The organism is Actinoplanes sp. NPDC048791 (genome assembly GCF_040650095.1).
In the GTDB taxonomy this organism is placed as follows: Bacteria; Actinomycetota; Actinomycetes; order Mycobacteriales; family Micromonosporaceae; genus Actinoplanes.
Genome location: NZ_JBEZGQ010000105.1, coordinates 1 through 14,794, shown reverse-complemented (window position 1 = coordinate 14,794; position 14,794 = coordinate 1). Strand labels below are relative to the sequence as shown.

At 71.3% G+C, this 14,794-nt stretch carries 17 protein-coding genes; 10 read left to right on the top strand and 7 right to left on the bottom strand.

What is annotated here, in order from left to right; genetic code table 11:
• Window positions 1–151: 151 nt before the first annotated feature.
• From AB0C29_RS11090 to AB0C29_RS11065, 6 genes are read left to right on the top strand one after another with little or no spacing between them, the layout of a single operon-like run.
• Window positions 152–1,069: a MurR/RpiR family transcriptional regulator gene (locus AB0C29_RS11090; RefSeq protein WP_360818441.1), complete on the top strand. Its 918-nt coding sequence runs from the start codon at window positions 152–154 to the stop codon at window positions 1,067–1,069.
• The gene (locus AB0C29_RS11085) at window positions 1,066–1,830 is read left to right on the top strand and encodes an SIS domain-containing protein (protein WP_360818438.1); all 765 of its coding nucleotides are present in this window, start codon (window positions 1,066–1,068) and stop codon (window positions 1,828–1,830) included. Before AB0C29_RS11090 ends, AB0C29_RS11085 begins: the two co-directional genes overlap by 4 nt.
• Before the next feature lie 17 nt (window positions 1,831–1,847).
• Window positions 1,848–3,272 (top strand): N-acetylglucosamine/diacetylchitobiose ABC transporter substrate-binding protein, encoded by a 1,425-nt coding sequence (gene ngcE / locus AB0C29_RS11080; protein ID WP_360818435.1) that lies wholly within the window; start codon window positions 1,848–1,850, stop codon window positions 3,270–3,272.
• A complete protein-coding gene (locus AB0C29_RS11075) occupies window positions 3,272–4,180 on the top strand; it encodes a sugar ABC transporter permease (protein WP_360553721.1) in 909 nt (302 codons plus the stop codon). The genes ngcE and AB0C29_RS11075 overlap by 1 nt, the downstream gene beginning before the upstream one ends.
• Complete coding sequence (locus AB0C29_RS11070; protein ID WP_360818433.1) at window positions 4,177–5,058, top strand: carbohydrate ABC transporter permease; 882 nt, start codon at window positions 4,177–4,179, stop codon at window positions 5,056–5,058. Before AB0C29_RS11075 ends, AB0C29_RS11070 begins: the two co-directional genes overlap by 4 nt.
• Before the next feature lie 30 nt (window positions 5,059–5,088).
• On the top strand, window positions 5,089–6,246 hold the full coding sequence (locus AB0C29_RS11065; protein WP_360818431.1) for a glycosyl hydrolase: 1,158 nt from the start codon (window positions 5,089–5,091) through the stop codon (window positions 6,244–6,246).
• A gap of 40 nt (window positions 6,247–6,286) precedes the next feature.
• Here AB0C29_RS11065 and AB0C29_RS11060 read toward each other — a convergent pair whose 3' ends face one another.
• The 4 genes from AB0C29_RS11060 to AB0C29_RS11045 are packed head-to-tail and all read right to left on the bottom strand — an operon-like array spanning window position 6,287 to window position 9,177.
• On the bottom strand, window positions 6,287–6,544 hold the full coding sequence (locus AB0C29_RS11060; RefSeq protein ID WP_360818428.1) for a hypothetical protein: 258 nt from the start codon (window positions 6,542–6,544) through the stop codon (window positions 6,287–6,289).
• Window positions 6,541–8,103 (bottom strand): radical SAM protein, encoded by a 1,563-nt coding sequence (locus AB0C29_RS11055; RefSeq protein WP_360818425.1) that lies wholly within the window; start codon window positions 8,101–8,103, stop codon window positions 6,541–6,543. Before AB0C29_RS11055 ends, AB0C29_RS11060 begins: the two co-directional genes overlap by 4 nt.
• Before the next feature lie 25 nt (window positions 8,104–8,128).
• Window positions 8,129–8,449, bottom strand: a complete 321-nt coding sequence (locus AB0C29_RS11050) for a hypothetical protein (protein WP_360818422.1) — start codon at window positions 8,447–8,449, stop codon at window positions 8,129–8,131.
• Complete coding sequence (locus AB0C29_RS11045; protein WP_360818419.1) at window positions 8,446–9,177, bottom strand: prolipoprotein diacylglyceryl transferase family protein; 732 nt, start codon at window positions 9,175–9,177, stop codon at window positions 8,446–8,448. The genes AB0C29_RS11050 and AB0C29_RS11045 overlap by 4 nt, the downstream gene beginning before the upstream one ends.
• A gap of 67 nt (window positions 9,178–9,244) precedes the next feature.
• Between AB0C29_RS11045 and AB0C29_RS11040 the strand changes: the two genes are divergently transcribed.
• From AB0C29_RS11040 to AB0C29_RS11025, 4 genes are all read left to right on the top strand, one after another.
• Window positions 9,245–10,030, top strand: coding sequence for an endonuclease/exonuclease/phosphatase family protein (locus tag AB0C29_RS11040; protein ID WP_360818416.1), 786 nt, complete (start codon window positions 9,245–9,247; stop codon window positions 10,028–10,030).
• A gap of 109 nt (window positions 10,031–10,139) precedes the next feature.
• Entirely contained in the window at window positions 10,140–11,174 is a 1,035-nt protein-coding gene (locus AB0C29_RS11035) for a tripartite tricarboxylate transporter substrate binding protein (protein WP_360818413.1), read from the top strand.
• On the top strand, window positions 11,175–11,642 hold the full coding sequence (locus AB0C29_RS11030) for a tripartite tricarboxylate transporter TctB family protein (RefSeq protein ID WP_360818410.1): 468 nt from the start codon (window positions 11,175–11,177) through the stop codon (window positions 11,640–11,642).
• Window positions 11,639–13,192: a tripartite tricarboxylate transporter permease gene (locus tag AB0C29_RS11025; RefSeq protein WP_360818407.1), complete on the top strand. Its 1,554-nt coding sequence runs from the start codon at window positions 11,639–11,641 to the stop codon at window positions 13,190–13,192. The genes AB0C29_RS11030 and AB0C29_RS11025 overlap by 4 nt, the downstream gene beginning before the upstream one ends.
• On the opposite strand, the gene AB0C29_RS11020 is transcribed toward AB0C29_RS11025, so the two are convergent.
• The 3 genes from AB0C29_RS11020 to AB0C29_RS11010 all read right to left on the bottom strand — a co-directional run.
• Window positions 13,189–13,725 (bottom strand): hypothetical protein, encoded by a 537-nt coding sequence (locus tag AB0C29_RS11020; protein ID WP_360818404.1) that lies wholly within the window; start codon window positions 13,723–13,725, stop codon window positions 13,189–13,191. The two genes, AB0C29_RS11025 and AB0C29_RS11020, sit on opposite strands and share 4 nt — an antisense overlap.
• 30 nt (window positions 13,726–13,755) lie before the next feature.
• Window positions 13,756–14,532 (bottom strand): TIM barrel protein, encoded by a 777-nt coding sequence (locus AB0C29_RS11015; RefSeq protein ID WP_360818401.1) that lies wholly within the window; start codon window positions 14,530–14,532, stop codon window positions 13,756–13,758.
• On the bottom strand, window positions 14,529–14,794 hold a 266-nt coding region (locus AB0C29_RS11010), incomplete at its 5' end, for a Gfo/Idh/MocA family oxidoreductase (protein ID WP_360818398.1). The genes AB0C29_RS11015 and AB0C29_RS11010, both read right to left, overlap by 4 nt.

Below are 14,794 nucleotides of genomic sequence, written 5' to 3'. Positions count from 1 at the left end.
CGACGCCGTCCCGCCGGCGTCGACTCCCAGCACCAGCTTCACGCAAGGAATCGAAACATAGAAAGTTTTTGTTGACCAGAAGCCACAGTGGTCGTAATTTTCATCGACACAGGACAACGATGAAAACGAGGATCAGCACAATGAGGATCGGGTGACGGGCGAGAGCGGCGGTCTGCTGGTGCGGCTGCGCATCGAGGGACCGAGCATGCCGGAGGCGCTGGCGAAGATCGCCGAAACCATCCTGGCCGACCCGGAGACGGCGGCCCACGCGAGCATCGTGGACCTGGCCGAGCGGTCCGGCACCTCGACCGCCACGGTCACCCGGTTCAGCCGGGCCCTCGGTTTCAAGGGCTACGCGAACCTGCGGGTCGCCGTGGCCACCGAGACCGGCCGGGCCGAGCAGGCCCGCTGGGAGACCGACATCAGCGGCGACATCAATCCCGGCGACCAGCTCGACAAGGTGCTGGACGTCATCACCGCCGCCGACACCCGGGCCATCCAGGCCACGGCGTCCGGATTGGACACCGCGGCGATCGAGCGGGTCGCGGCGGCGATCGCCACCGCCGGGCGGGTGGAGATCTTCGGGCTGGGCAGCAGCGGTACGGCGGGCAGCGAGATGGCCTTCCGGCTGGAGCGCATCCGAGTCCCGGTGCGGTACCGCGCCGACACCCACACCGCGCTGACCAACGCCGCGCTGCTCGGCCCCGGTGACGTGGCGATCGCCCTGTCGCACTCCGGCCGCACCCGCGAGGCCATCGAGACCCTGGCCGAGGCGGCCGACCACGGGGCGCTGACCGTCGCGGTGACCTCGTTCGCCCGGTCGCCGCTGGCCGAGGTCGCCGACGTCGCGTTCGTGACCTCGGTGCACGAGACCACCTTCCGGCTCGCGGCGCTGTCCGCCCTGCACTCGCAGCTGCTGATCCTCGACCTCATCTACGTCGCCGTGGCCCAGCGCACCTACGAGCGCACCGCCGAGGCCCTCGAGCTGACCGTGCGGGCCGTCGACGCCCACCGGGTGCCCGAGCCCCACGCCAACCGCAAGCGAGCACGGAGGGACAAGCCGCTGTGACGATCACAAGCGCCGCCTACGCCGAGGTCATCGCCGAGGCCATCACCCGGGTCGGGAGCAGCCAGCGCGACGCGGTGGCCCGGGCCGCCGACCTGCTGACCGCGACCCTGCGCGCCGGCGGGGTGATCCAGGCCTTCGGGTGCGGGCACTCCGAGGCGCTCGCCATGGAGATCGCCGGCCGGGCCGGTGGCCTGGTGCCGACCAACAAGATCGCGCTGCGCGACATCGTCCTGTACGGCGGCGAGCCCGCCGCGGTGCTCACCGATCCGCAGCTGGAGCGCACCCCCAGCGTCGCCCACCGGCTCTACGACCTGGCCCCGATCAAGCCCGACGACACCTTCGTCATCGCCTCCAACTCCGGCGTCAACGGCGCGGTGGTGGAGATGGCGCAGCTGGTCAAGCAGCGCGGGCACGCGTTGATCGCGATCACCTCGCGGGAGCACTCGGCCCGGGTGGACTCGCGGCACGACAGCGGCCTCAAACTCACCGACCTGGCCGACGTCGTGCTCGACAACGGCGCCCCCTACGGCGACGCCGCGCTGTCCTACAGCGCCGGCGCCGGAATTGCCGGGGCGGTGGGTGCTGTCTCCTCGATCACCGCTGCCCTGCTGGCCCAGCAGCTGGTCACCGAGGTCGTGGCCCGGCTGCTGGCGCTCGGCATCACCCCGCCGGTCTATCTCTCCGACAACGTGCCGGGCGGGCGGGAGCACAACAAGGAGCTCGAAGCGCGGTACGCCGGGCGCATCCGGCGTACCGCTTAGGGAAGAAGGCCCAGCTGATGAACCGCCCACCCCTTGCCGAACCGTACCCCACGAGACGCACCCTGCTGCGCACGGCGCTGACCGCCGGCGTCGCGGCCCCGCTGCTCAGCGCCTGCGTGACCGGCGGCAGCGACGACAACGACCCGGCCGCCGGCAACACCGGCGCCAAGAGCGCCGACAACCCCCTGGGGGTCAAGGCCGAAACCCCGCTCGAGGTGGTGATCTTCAAGGGCGGGTACGGCGACGAGTACGCCAAGCACGCCGGCACCCTCTACACCCGGAAGTACCCCGGCGCGAAGATCGACCACCAGGGCCTGCAGAAGATCGGTGAGGCCCTGCAGCCGCGTTTCGTGGCCAACACGCCCCCGGACGTCGTCGACAACACCGGCGCGAGCCGGCTCGACATCGCGACGCTGGTGGCGGCCAAGCAGGTCAGCGACCTGAGCGCACTGCTGGACGCGCCGTCCTTCGACGACCCGGCCGTGACGGTGCGCGACACCCTGCTGCCCGGGGTGGTCGAGGACGGCACCTTCGGCAAGACGCCGATGACGCTGAACTTCACCTACACCGTCTGGGGGCTCTGGTATTCCAAGCCGCTGTTCGCCGCGAAGGGCTGGGCGTACCCGAAGACCTGGGACGAGATGCTGACGCTGTGCGCGACCATCAAGGCCGCCGGCATCGCGCCCTGGACCTACCAGGGCAAGTATCCCGAGTACATCAACGATCCGCTGCTCAGCATGGCCGCCAAGACCGGCGGGCCCGCGCTGGTCAAGGCCGTGGACAACCTGGAGCCGAACGCGTGGAAGGCGCCGGGGCTGATCGGTGCCGCCGAGGCGTTCGCCGAGCTGGCCGGCAAGGGCTACCTGATGGCCGGCTCCGAGGCGCTGACCCATACCGAGGCCCAGGCGGCCTGGTCCAACGGCAAGGCCGCGTTCATCCCGTGCGGCTCGTGGCTGGAGAGTGAGCAGAAGGACGTCACCCCGCCGGGCTTCGACATGGTCATGGGGACAGTGCCGTCGCGGACCGCGGGCGACCAGCTCAAGGCGACCGCGGTGCAGGCCGCCAGCAGCGAGTCGTTCCTGGTGCCCACGAAGGCGAAGAACCCGGCCGGTGGGATGGAGTATCTGCGGATCCTGTTCTCCAAGCAGTCCGCGAAGGCGTTCGCGTCCACGGCCGGCACGCTGCCCGCGGTGGCCGGGGCGACCGACGGGCTGACCCTGAGCAGCGGGCTCGGCTCGGTCCGCGACGCGGTCACCGCGGCCGGCGCCGAGACCTTCACCTACCGCTTCCGCACCTGGTACGCCCCGCTGGCCAAGGCCCTCGACGACGCCACCGGCGAGCTGGTGAACAAGCGCAGCACCGCGGCGGAGTGGGCGCAGCGGGTGCAGAAGGCGGCGGACGCGATCGCCCAGGACTCCTCGGTGCAGAAGTACACCCGCTGATGCGGCACGGTCGGTGGCGGTTCCTGGCCGGCGCGCTGGTGCCCGCGCTGGTGCTGCACGTGGTCTTCGTGCTGTCGCCGTACGCGCAGGCCTTTTATCTGTCGCTGACCGACTGGACCGGCGTGGCCGGCGAGGCGCACTTCGTCGGGGCGGGCAACTACGCCCGCCTCGGCGGGGACTCGCTGTTCCTGGACGCGGTGCGCAACAACGCGGTGATGCTGGTGGTCGTCCCGCTGGTCACCATCGGTATCGGGCTGTTCCTGGCCAGCATGATGCACCTCGGCGGGCGGGGCGGGCGGCGCGGCATCGCGGGCTCGGGGGCGTACCAGATCGTGTACTTCTTCCCGCAACTGCTCTCGCTCGTGGTCATCGCGGTCCTGTGGGGTTTCGTCTACAACCCCAACACCGGCCTGCTGAACGGGGGACTGCGCGCGATCGGGCTCGGCGGGCTCGCGCAGAGCTGGCTGGCGTCGCCGTCGCTGGCTCTGATCGCCGTGATGGCGGTGCTGGTCTGGTCGTCGGTGGGTTTCTACGTGGTGCTGTTCAGCGCGGCGATCGACGGCATCCCGCGGGAGCTGTTCGAGGCGGCGCTGCTGGACGGGGCCGGGGCCTGGGCGACGTTCCGCAAGGTGACGTTGCCGCTGGTCCGCGAGACCGTGCAGGTGGCGTTCGTGTATCTCGGCATCGCCGCGCTGGACGCCTTCGCGGTCGTGCAGGTGATGACGGTCGGCCCGGGCGGGCCGGACGGCGCCACCGAGGTCATCGGGCTGTCGCTCTACCGCAACGCGTTCACCTACGGCAAGTTCGGCTACGCCTCGGCCATGGGCGTCGCGCTGTTCTTCGCCACCCTGACGCTGGCCGTGCTGGCTCTGCGGGCCGGTCGCAAGGAGAGGCTGGAGCTGGCATGACGCTGGTGGATGAACGGCCCGCTGTGTCCGTACCGCCGGCTGCCGTGCGCCGGCCGCGGCGGTCCTACGCCGTGTTCCCGGTGCACCTGGCCATGCTGGCCTGGGCGGTGGTCACCGCGCTGCCGCTGCTGTGGGCGGTGGTCAGCTCGTTCAAGACCGACACCGAGATCCTCAACGAGCCGTGGTCGCTGCCGGCCTCCCCGCAGCCGGGCAACTGGGCGCGGGCGTGGACCGAGGCCAGCATCGGCCGCTACTTCCTCAACAGCCTCATCGTGGTCGGCGGGGCTCTGCTGCTGACCATGCTGCTCGGCTCGCTGGTCGCCTACGCCCTGGCCCGGTACGAGTTCCGGGGCAACCGGCTCATCTATTACACCTTCGTCGCGGCCATGTTCTTCCCGGTCTTCCTGGCCCTGGTGCCGCTGTTCTTCGTGGTGCAGCGGCTCGGGCTGCTGGGCACGTACCCCGGTCTGATCCTGGTCTATGCGGCGTATGCCGTGCCTTTCACGGTCTTCTTCCTGCACTCGTTCTTCCGGACCCTGCCCGGCGAGGTGGCCGAAGCGGCCCTCATCGACGGCTGCTCGCACTTCGGGGTCTTCCGCGTCATGCTGCCGATGGCCCGGCCGGGCCTGGTCGCCGTCGGCATCTTCAATTTCCTCGGGCTCTGGAACCAGTACCTGCTCCCGCTGGTCCTCAACCCCGACCCGGACCGGTACGTCCTGGCGCAGGGTCTGGCCGCCCTGTCGGTCAGCCAGGGCTACCGCAGTGACTGGAGCGGTCTGTTCGCCGGCCTGACCATCGCCATGCTGCCGGTGCTGATCGCCTACGTCGCGTTCCAACGCCACATCCGCGCCGGAATGACCGCCGGCGCGGTCAAGTAGGTCCCCTCACCCCCATTCCGGAGGACCCCCATGTCCAGATCCCTGAAGCTGCTGGGTGTGACGACGCTGCTGAGCTCCCTGGCCGTCTTCACCCACGCCGCCGGCGCCTCCGCCGCCGACTGCGGTTACCTGTTCGACGACTTCTCCTACAGCTCGGCCGGTGACAGCTCACTGACCGCGCACGGCTGGACCCCGCGCAGCTACGCCGGCGGACCGGGCGTGCCCGGCGCGACGTGGTCGCCGAGCAGCATCACCTTCCCCAGCGAGGGCGGGCAGAAGGTCATGCAGCTCACCGCCTCCACCGACGGCACCGGCGCCGGCACCAGCCACGCGGAGCTCTACAGCACCCAGAAGCGCTATCTGGAAGGCACGTACGCCAGCCGGGTCCGCTTCACCGACACCCCCACGGCCGGCAACGACGGCGACCACATCAACGAGACGTTCTTCACCATCAGCCCGCTCAACGGCGACCTGGACCCGACGTACAGCGAGCTGGACATCTCCGAGTACCTGCCGAACGGCGGGTGGGGCGAGACGGGCCCGATCAACTACCAGACGACCTGGTACACGTACCGGGCCGAGCCGTGGTTGGCCGACAACGTGCACTCCGAGCAGCGGTCCAGCCTCAACGGCTGGCACGACCTGGTCGCCACGGTGGCGGACGGGCACGTCAAGTACTACATCGACGGCGTGCTGGTCGGTGACCACTCGGGCAAGTTCTACCCGCGGCAGACCATGACGATCAACTGGAACCTCTGGTTCATCGACACGGCGGCGCACACCGGCGGGCGCAGCACGTACATCCAGCAGGTGGACTGGGTGCTGTTCGCCAAGAACCAGGCGCTGTCCCCGGCCGAGGTGACCGCGCGGACGGCAGGCTACCGCTCGGCCGGCAGCACGTTCGCCGACACGGTGGACACCACCGGCGGCTGCACCCCGCCGACCACCCCGCCGTCCACTCCACCGACAACCCCGCCTCCTTCTCAAGGTGACTGCACCAACGCGCCGGAGTGGACGTTCGGGTCGGTGTACCAGGGCGGGCAGACCGTCAAGCACGAGAAGAGCCGCAACGGCGACCCCGGCGGCCCGCCCTCCGGTGAGGGCAAGCACCTGTGGAAGGCCCGGTACTGGACGCAGGGCTCGGAGCCGGGCTGGACCCAGCAGTGGCAGGACCTCGGTCGCTGCTGATCCTTCTCGCGGGGGCGTCGCCCGCCGGCGGCGCCCCCGCTCAGGTCAACCAGATCCAGCACTGCCAGCCGATCCCGGCCAGCCCGGCCGTGGTCAGCGCCCCCAGGTACGCCATCACCAGCCGGACGTCACGCAGCACACACTTGGACCGTTGCAGCCCCGCCCGCTGTGCCCGCACGTAGCCGGCCAGGCCGAGCGCGGCGAACGCCGTGACCGCCAGCGGCCCGGCCAGCCAGGCCAGCGCCGCCACGGTGGCGTAGACACACAGCCGCAGCGGATCGGCCGGAGCGGAGGTCACCGCCGCACCTGTTGCAGGGCCACTGCTTGGGGAAGGCGCTGGGCGGCCAGTTGCGGCCAGGCCTGCACGGCGCAGAACGGCGCGCACTGGTCCCGGTCGTCCTTGCGGGTGCCGACGTGCACGCAGCACTGCAGCAGCCGTTCCTCCACCATCGTGGCCATGTCCATGAACGGCTTGACGGTGATCCGCTTGACCCGTTCGGCCAGCATCCGGCGCAGCCGGTCCCGGCCACCGGGCAGGCTCGACGACGCCATCGCGGCCAGCGTGCCGATCCCCAGGTCGCAGTTGGCGCAGATGTCACGCCACAGGTCGCCGACCCGGGGATGCGACAGCGACGACTGCTCCGAGAGCAGGCCGAGCAGCGAGTCGCGGACCACCCGGCGCAGCTGCGCGGGCAGCTCGGTGTCGGCGATCCGGTTGGCGACGGCGTCGGGCGCCAGCTCCAGAAAGGACAGCAGCCGGTCGTGGCCGACCAGGGCGGTCAGTGAGCGCCACTCGCCGGTGTCGTCGCGCAGCAGGTAGCCGACCGAGCAGCAGTGCGGGTGCGAGCAGGGCAGCGCAGTCAGGTCCCGCCAGGTGACCAGGTCGCCGGTCTGCGGGCCGAGCCGGGCCAGCACCCCGGTGTGGGTCAGCCGGCGGCTGCTGTCGATCGCCGCCGAACGGCCGGAACCGAACTGCGGCTGGATCGACACCCCGCCCACGTACGGCGTGTCCAGCGCCCGCTTGACCACCGCGCCGATCTCGTCGTCGTTGACGTCCAGCGCGGCCGTCATGGTCAACGTGGTGAAGATGCCGCGCCCGGCCAGCCGGTCGATCGCCTGCTCCTTGGCCCGCCGCAGGTCGGCGCCGCGGTGCTGCCGGTGCGCGCGCTCACTGACCCCGTCGTACTGCAGGTACACCTCGACCCGTTCGCGATGGGCGGCCAGCAGGTCCAGCAGGGCGTCGTCGCGGGCGATCCGCAACCCGTTGGTGTTGAGCAGGATCCGCACGACGTCCCGCGCGGCCACCGCGTCGAGCAGCTCGGCCAGGTACGGGTACAGCGTGGGCTCACCGCCGGAGAGCATGAGCACGTCGATGCGCTGCCGCTCGCGGGCCAGCCGGGCATCGAGATTGGCCAGCACGTCGGCCAGCGGGACGACGGTGTCCAGGGCCGGCGACGAGTCGGCGAAACACGTGGGGCAGCGCAGGTTGCACGAGTCGGTGAGGTCGGTCAGCAGGATGCAGGTGTGCTGCGTCTGCATCTCCGGCAGCCCGTCGAGGTAGGCGGCCGGCACCGGGGCGAAGTTGCCGGCCAGGTCGGGCTCGTGCTGCTTGGTCGGCGCGGTCCACTGCTCCAGGTAGGTCAGGATCGCCGGGTGCTCGTCGTAGAGGGTGCGCACGAGGCCGTGCCGCGGGCAGCCGCGCTCGAGCCAGACCTGCTCGTCGCGTACCACGAGCCGGCCGGAGAGCCGGGCGACCTCGGCCAGCGGGCGCTGCGGGTCCTCGTCGTGGCAGTGCGGGCAGAACGCGTTGACATAGCGGTGGATGCGGTCGCCGCGCAGCGGCATGCCGGTGCCCATCAGTGATACCTCCGGTAGTGCTTTGTCATTGGGCCGAGACCAGGGCCACACACAGCCCGAACCCGACGAGCGGCAGCACGATCAGGCCGGCGGCCCACCCGATGAACAGCCCGATCCCCAGGCCCCGGTCGCCCTTGACGATCAGGACGGTGCCGGCCGCGACGACGGCGGCGAACAGCACCAGCTGACCGAGCAGGCTGCCACCGATCAGCGCCTGGTCGGCGGCGTCGCCCGCGCCCCAGAGGGCGGCGGCGACCAGGCCGGCGCACATCAGGTGCCCGAGCAGCGCGAGCCCGATCCCGGCCCAGACGGCACCGGTGCGGATCGGCTGCGGCGGCGGCCTCATACCGGCACCCGCTGTGCGTGGGCGGCCCGGTGCTGCCGGGCGAGGACCACGAGCCGCCAGGCCAGCAGGGGAGCGCAGGCCAGCAGGAACAGCTGCGGGCGGGTCAGCCCGGCCGCCACCACCTCGTTGCCGCGCACGAACTCGACCGCGAACCGGAACATGGCGTAACCCGTCAGGTAGCCGGTGAACAGGGCGTCCGGCTGGGTGATCCGGTCGCGGACCAGGATCAGCACGGCCAGGGCGAGGAGATGAAAAGCGATCTCGTACGCGAAAGAGGGGTGCCGCGGCACACCATCCATGGAGACGCCCCAGCCGGCGCCGGTGGGCGTGCCGGGCCGTTCGGTGAGCAGGCACCCGATCCGGCCGACCGCCATACCGGCGGCGATCGCGGGCGCGAACAGGTCACCGCTGCGGGCCCGGTAGCCGCAGAGCCGCTTGGCGACCAGCACACCGAGATACGCGCCGGCCAGACCGGAGAGGATGCTGCGGTTGCCGTACGCCCACTGCTCGGCCAGGGTCGCGTTCTGCCGCGGGTCCAGGTGTTGCAGCCAGGTGCCGAGCCGGCCGAACAGGGCGCCGCCGACGAGCACCCCGGCCACCAGGTACCAGAGCCGCTCGTCGCCGCGGCCGCGCCGGCGTACCTCGGCGGCGAAGACCAGCCCGGCGACCGCCAGGCCGAGCGCGACGAAGACGTCATGCGTACCCGCTGGCATTTGCCCGATATGCACCGAATCACGATATAGCAACCGTCGTCGAATCAGGCGCGGTCGGGTCATCCCGGTAGCGTCTGGCGGCGTGACCCGGACGACCGAGGTGCGGCTGCTGACCTTCAATGCGCTCATGCGCGGTGACGTCCGGGCGCGGCTGCGGGCTCTCGGCACGGTCCTGGAGCAGTCCTCCTACGACGTGGTCTGCCTCCAGGAGGTGCTGTGGCGTCGCCATGCCGCCCTGGTCCGCCGCCTCGCCCGGCACTACGGCCACCACGCGTGGTCCGGCTCCCTGCTCCTGGAGGGCGGCCTCGTGATGCTGTCCCGGTGGCCGATCCGGACCGCCCGCTTCGTGCGGTACCCGCGCACCGGCCCGCCGCGTCCCGAATACCTCATGCGTAAGGGCGTCCAGCTCGCAGTCGTGGACACGCCGGCCGGCCCGCTCGCCATCGCGAACACCCACCTGTCCGCCAACCGCGACGGCGACTGGTCACCGGCGAACCGCTACACCCGGGTCGCCCGCGCCGAGCTGGATCATCTCGCCGGTGAGCTGGCCCGGCTCGACCCGGCGCTGCCGGTCGTGGCGGCCGGCGACTTCAACGTTCCTCGCCACGCCGCCGCGCTCACCGGCTTCCTGGCCCGGGCCGGGCTCACCGACGTGCTGGCCGGCGACCCCGCGCCGACGTACCGGCCCACCCCGCGCTGGCCGGCCCCGCCCGCCTTCGACAATGTGCTGATCCGGCCGGCGCCGCAGCGGGAGCTCTCCGCGGAGGCGCGGATCGTCCTGCGGGACGCGGTGACGCTGCCGGGTGGCCGGCCGGGGTATCTGTCCGATCACTACGGTGTCGAAGCGGTGCTGTCCCTGGGCGGCTGAGCTGCCACGACCACAAAGACCACAACGACCACCGTGTCCGTAACGATGACCGCCGATGGTCCCGCGATGCAGCATCTCTGAAACACGTAGGCAACACAGAGGAGCGGTCGTGAAGGACACAGTTGTGCGGCGCCCGGGTCGCGTCGTCGCCGCGGGGATGGCCGCGGCGCTGCTGGCCGCCACCGCGGCCGGGTGCGAGAAGGACACCGCCGGCGGGCAGACGAGCACCGGCGAGGTGCGCTATCCGACCAAGACAGTGCAGCTCATGGTGCCTGCCGCACCCGGTGGCGGCTGGGATCTCACCGCCCGCACCATGCAGAAGGCGATGACCGACGGCAAGCTCGTCGAGCAGCCCGTCGAGGTCTACAACGTCACCGGCGCGGCCGGCACCATCGGGCTGGCCCAGCTCGTCTCCAAGAACCGCGGCGACGCCCACCACCTGATGGTCATGGGCCTGGTGATGGTCGGCGGCGTGGTGGCCAACAAGTCGCCGGTGAAGCTGGACCAGGTCACCCCGATCGCCACGCTCACCGCCGAGCAGGAGGTCATCGTCGTCCCGGCCGCCTCCAAGTACAAGAACCTCAAACAGCTCATGGACGACGCCAAGGCCGCACCGGCGTCGATCAACTGGGGTGGCGGCTCGGCCGGCGGCACCGACCAGATCCTGGTCGGCCTGCTCGCCAAGGCGGCCGGCGCCGACCCCAAGGCGATGAAGTACGTCGCGTACTCCGGCGGCGGCGAGGCCAAGGCCGCGCTGCTCTCCGGTGACCTGACCGCCGCCGTGTCGGGCCAGAGCGAGTTCAAGGACCTGGTCGCGTCGGGCAAGGTCCGCGCGCTCGCGGTCTCCGGCGCGACCGGCGTCGACGTCGGCGGCGGGTCACCGGCACCGACCGTCAAGGAGCAGGGGTACGACGTCGAGCTGATGAACTGGCGCGGAGTCGTGGCACCGCCCGGGATCGACGCCCCGACCAAGGAGGCCGTGACCGCCCTCGTGGACCGGCTGCACTCGTCGGAGTCGTGGAAGTCCGCGTTGCAGAAGCAGGGCTGGGAGGACTTCTACAAGAGCGGTGACGCCGCGTCGACGTTCTTCACCAGCGAGAACCAGCGCATCACCACGGTGCTCACCGACATCGGGCTCGGCTAGATGACAACCGACGCGGCGCCGGCCCGCCGTACCGGTGGGGTGATCCTCGCCGGCGGGCTGGTGCTCGCCGGCGTGGGTCTGGTCTGGTCGGCGGTGTCGGCTGCCGACGGCGACCTCGGCCTGCAAAGTCCGCGCCTGGCCCCGGTGGTGATCGCCGCGGCCTGGGTTGTCGTCGCGGTGGCCTACCTGATCGCCCAGCTGCGCACCCGGGAGGAGCCGCCGGAGGAGAAGCCCGGCTGGTGGAGCCCGGCCGGGGTGGTCGCGAGCCTGGTCGGCTTCGCCGTCGCGCTGGAGTACGCCGGCTTCGTCGTCTCCGCCGCGGCCTTCGTCGTCGTGGTCTCCCGGGTCCTCGGCAGCCGCCACCTGGTCCGTGACGTCATCGTGGCGGTGCTGCTGCCGACGGTGGTCTACCTGGTCTTCACCCGGCTGCTCGACATCTTCCTGCCCGCGGGGGTGTTTCCGCTGTGAACGTCTTCGGTGATCTGCTCTCCGGCTTCGGCACCGTCCTGAGCCCGCAGTACCTGCTGTACGCGGCGATCGGCGTCACCCTGGGCACGTTCGTCGGGGTGCTGCCCGGCATCGGCCCGGCCCTGACGATCGCGCTGCTGCTGCCGGTCACCTTCAGCCTGGACGACCCGATCGGCACGTTCATCATGTTCGCCGGCATCTACTACGGCGCCATGTACGGCGGGTCCACCACCTCGATCCTGCTCAATACCCCCGGCGAGTCGGCCTCGGTGGCCACCGCGATCGAGGGTTATCAGATGGCCCGGCGCGGAAGGGCGAAAGCCGCTCTGGCCACGGCCGCGATCGGGTCGTTCGTGGCCGGCACCATCTCCACGCTGTTGCTGAGCCTGCTGGCCCAGCCGGTGGCCAAGCTGGCGACCACGTTCCGGGCGGCCGACTACTTCGCGCTGGCGTTGCTGGCGATGGTCGCGGTCACCGCGCTCGTCGGGCGGTCCGTCGTCCGTGGCCTGATGTCGCTGGTCTTCGGCCTGTTCCTGGGCCTGGTCGGGATCGACGCGCTGACCGGGCAGGCCCGGTTCACCTTCGGCACGATGGAACTGCTGGAGGGTGTGGACATCGTGGTGGTGATCGTCGGTCTGTTCGCGATCGGCGAGACCCTCTTCGTCGCGAGCCGGCTGCGGCACCTGCCCGAGCACGTGCATCCGCTGGAGCCGGGCTCGGCGCGGCACGGGTGGCTCACCCGCGACGACTGGCGGCGTTCGTGGGGGCCATGGCTGCGTGGAACGGCGGTCGGCTTCCCGTTCGGGGCGCTGCCGTCGGGCGGGGCGGACGTGCCGACGTTCCTGTCGTACACGTACGAGAAGCACCGGGCGCGGGACCGGGCCGAGTTCGGCAAGGGGGCGATCGAGGGGGTGGCCGGTCCGGAGGCGGCCAACAACGCGGCGTTCTCGGGTGTGCTCGTACCGTTGCTGACCCTCGGCATCCCCACCTCCGCGACCGCCGCGGTCATGCTGGCCGCTTTCCAGATCTTCAACCTGCAGCCCGGCCCGCAGCTGTTCGACACCTCGCCCGAGCTGGTCTGGGCGCTGATCGCCTCGCTCTACGTCGGCAACGTGCTGCTGTTGCTGCTCAACCTGCCGCTGATCCGGGTCTGGGTCAAAGTGCTGCAGATCCCGCGACCCATCCTGTACGCCGGCATCCTGGTCTTCGCCACGCTCGGGGTCTACGCCGCCACGGGCAGCGTCAACCAGGTGTTCATCGCCTACGCCGTCGGGGTCATCGGCTTCGGGATGCGGCACTTCGACTTCCCGATCGCGCCGGTGATCCTGGGCCTGATCCTGGGCCCGATGATGGAGGTGCAGTTCCGCCGGGCGCTGCTCGTGGCCAACGGTGATCTGAGCACGTTCGTGACCCGGCCGCTGACCGCGGTGCTGCTCGCGTGCGCGGTGCTGGCGTTCGTGGTGCCGTACCTGCCGCGCATCGTGGCCCGGCTGCGCGGCCGCGACCCGCGCGACGAGCCGAAGAAGCTGGTGTTCGCCGAGGACGATTAGCGATACCAGACGGGATTCGACGTGTACGCGCACACCGTCGCCGCCACGACGTCGCTCAGGAGGTACTCGCCGCGGTCCGGGCCGCCCCAGGAGGCGAGCTCCACGATGACCCGCACCGACCCGTCAGGGAGCACGCTGCAGTAGGCCCGGCTCATCAAGGAGTAGGGATATTCCAGGAACTGCGTACCGGCCTGGTGGCCATGCAGGTGGTCCGCAGGACCCTCTACGCCCACTCCACCGGATCGGCGAAGGTGGGCCAGCAGTATCTCGCCGCTGGTGTCGAGGGCGAGGTCGGGGCGATGGTCGCCGCCATCGGTCAGCGGCCAGGCCCGGTGGCCGGTGACCCGGTAGCGCGGGCGGTCACCCGGAGGTGGCTGGCCGATCGCCCTGTGCAGAAGGCACGCGACCCGGCCGGGCGGGCGGCGGTATCGGGCCAACGGCAGCGGCTCCGCTCCGATCGACTCCAGCGTCCCGGCCAGCTGCCTCAGGACCGGCGCAACGGCTGCGTACGCGTCCGGCTCGGGTCTGCCCATGCGGCGAGCATAAGTGCGCCGGAACACCGCCTATGTGAACGCGTGGCGGAAGCGCTCCAGCGCCCGGTCGTCCTCGCCCGCGGCCCAGCTCTCCAGGCCGACGACGCCCTGGTAGCCGAGCCGGTGCAGGGCCGCGGCGACGGCGGGATAGTGGATCTCGCCGGTGCCCGGCTCGCACCGGCCCGGCACGTCGGCGACCTGGATCTCGCCGATCCACGGCAAGGCCCGCTCGACGAGCTGGATGAGGTTCCCCTCGCCGATCTGCGCGTGGTAGAGGTCCAGGTTCATCCGCAGGTGCGGACTGCCGACGGCTTCCACCAGGGCCAGCGTGTCGGCCGCCCGGGCGAAGGGGACGCCGGGGTGGTCGACCGCGGTGTTGAGGTTCTCCAGGGTGAACACCCGCCCGGCGCGCTCACCGAGCTCGGCCAGACGGGTGAGGGTCCGTACGGCGGTGAACCACATCGCGGGCGTCACCACCGCGGCCGGGACGACCGGCAGTCCCCGGTCGTCCAGTCCGGTGCCGTGCACGTTCAGGCGCGGGCAACCGAGCCGCTCGGCGACCTCGAGGGAGAGCCGGGCGGTGGCCAGAAGCTCGTCGGCGCCGGCCGGGTCGGCGAGGGTGCCCCGCAGGTAGCCGGTCATCGACGAGATCGTCGCGCCGGTCGCGGCCAGCGCGTCGAGGTCCTTGCCGGCCCAGTTCCACATCTCGACCTCGAAGCCGCGCTCGGCGATGCGCCGCACCCGGTCGGCGAACGGCAGGTCGAGGAAGACCATCTCGGCGCAGACGGCCAGCCGGTAGCCGCTCACCCGGTCACCTCGTCGATGCGGACCGGGCGCCCGCCGGCCACCGACGCGGCGGCGGCCAGCGCGATGGCCAGGGCGGCCCGGGCGTCCGCGCCGGTCACCGGCGCCGGCGTGCCGGACCGGACGGCGTCGGCGAACGAGGCGAGCTCGGCGGTGTAGGCGCCGGCGAACAGCTCCTGGTCACTGCGGACGGTCTCGGCCGTCCGGCCCGGGGCGCCGGAGAAGACCAGCGTGGTGCGCCGCCCGTCGCCGAGCGTGGCCGTGC

Bases quoted from the DNA above. Each gene is read 5' to 3' on its own strand.
- ngcE (WP_360818435.1), top strand. From the start codon at position 1,848: ATGAACCGCCCACCCCTTGCCGAACCGTACCCCACGAGACGCACCCTG.
- AB0C29_RS11075 (WP_360553721.1), top strand. From the start codon at position 3,272: ATGCGGCACGGTCGGTGGCGGTTCCTGGCCGGCGCGCTGGTGCCCGCG.
- AB0C29_RS11070 (WP_360818433.1), top strand. From the start codon at position 4,177: ATGACGCTGGTGGATGAACGGCCCGCTGTGTCCGTACCGCCGGCTGCC.
- AB0C29_RS11065 (WP_360818431.1), top strand. From the start codon at position 5,089: ATGTCCAGATCCCTGAAGCTGCTGGGTGTGACGACGCTGCTGAGCTCC.
- AB0C29_RS11055 (WP_360818425.1), bottom strand. From the start codon at position 8,103: ATGGGCACCGGCATGCCGCTGCGCGGCGACCGCATCCACCGCTATGTC.
- AB0C29_RS11050 (WP_360818422.1), bottom strand. From the start codon at position 8,449: ATGAGGCCGCCGCCGCAGCCGATCCGCACCGGTGCCGTCTGGGCCGGG.
- AB0C29_RS11030 (WP_360818410.1), top strand. From the start codon at position 11,175: ATGACAACCGACGCGGCGCCGGCCCGCCGTACCGGTGGGGTGATCCTC.
- AB0C29_RS11020 (WP_360818404.1), bottom strand. From the start codon at position 13,725: ATGGGCAGACCCGAGCCGGACGCGTACGCAGCCGTTGCGCCGGTCCTG.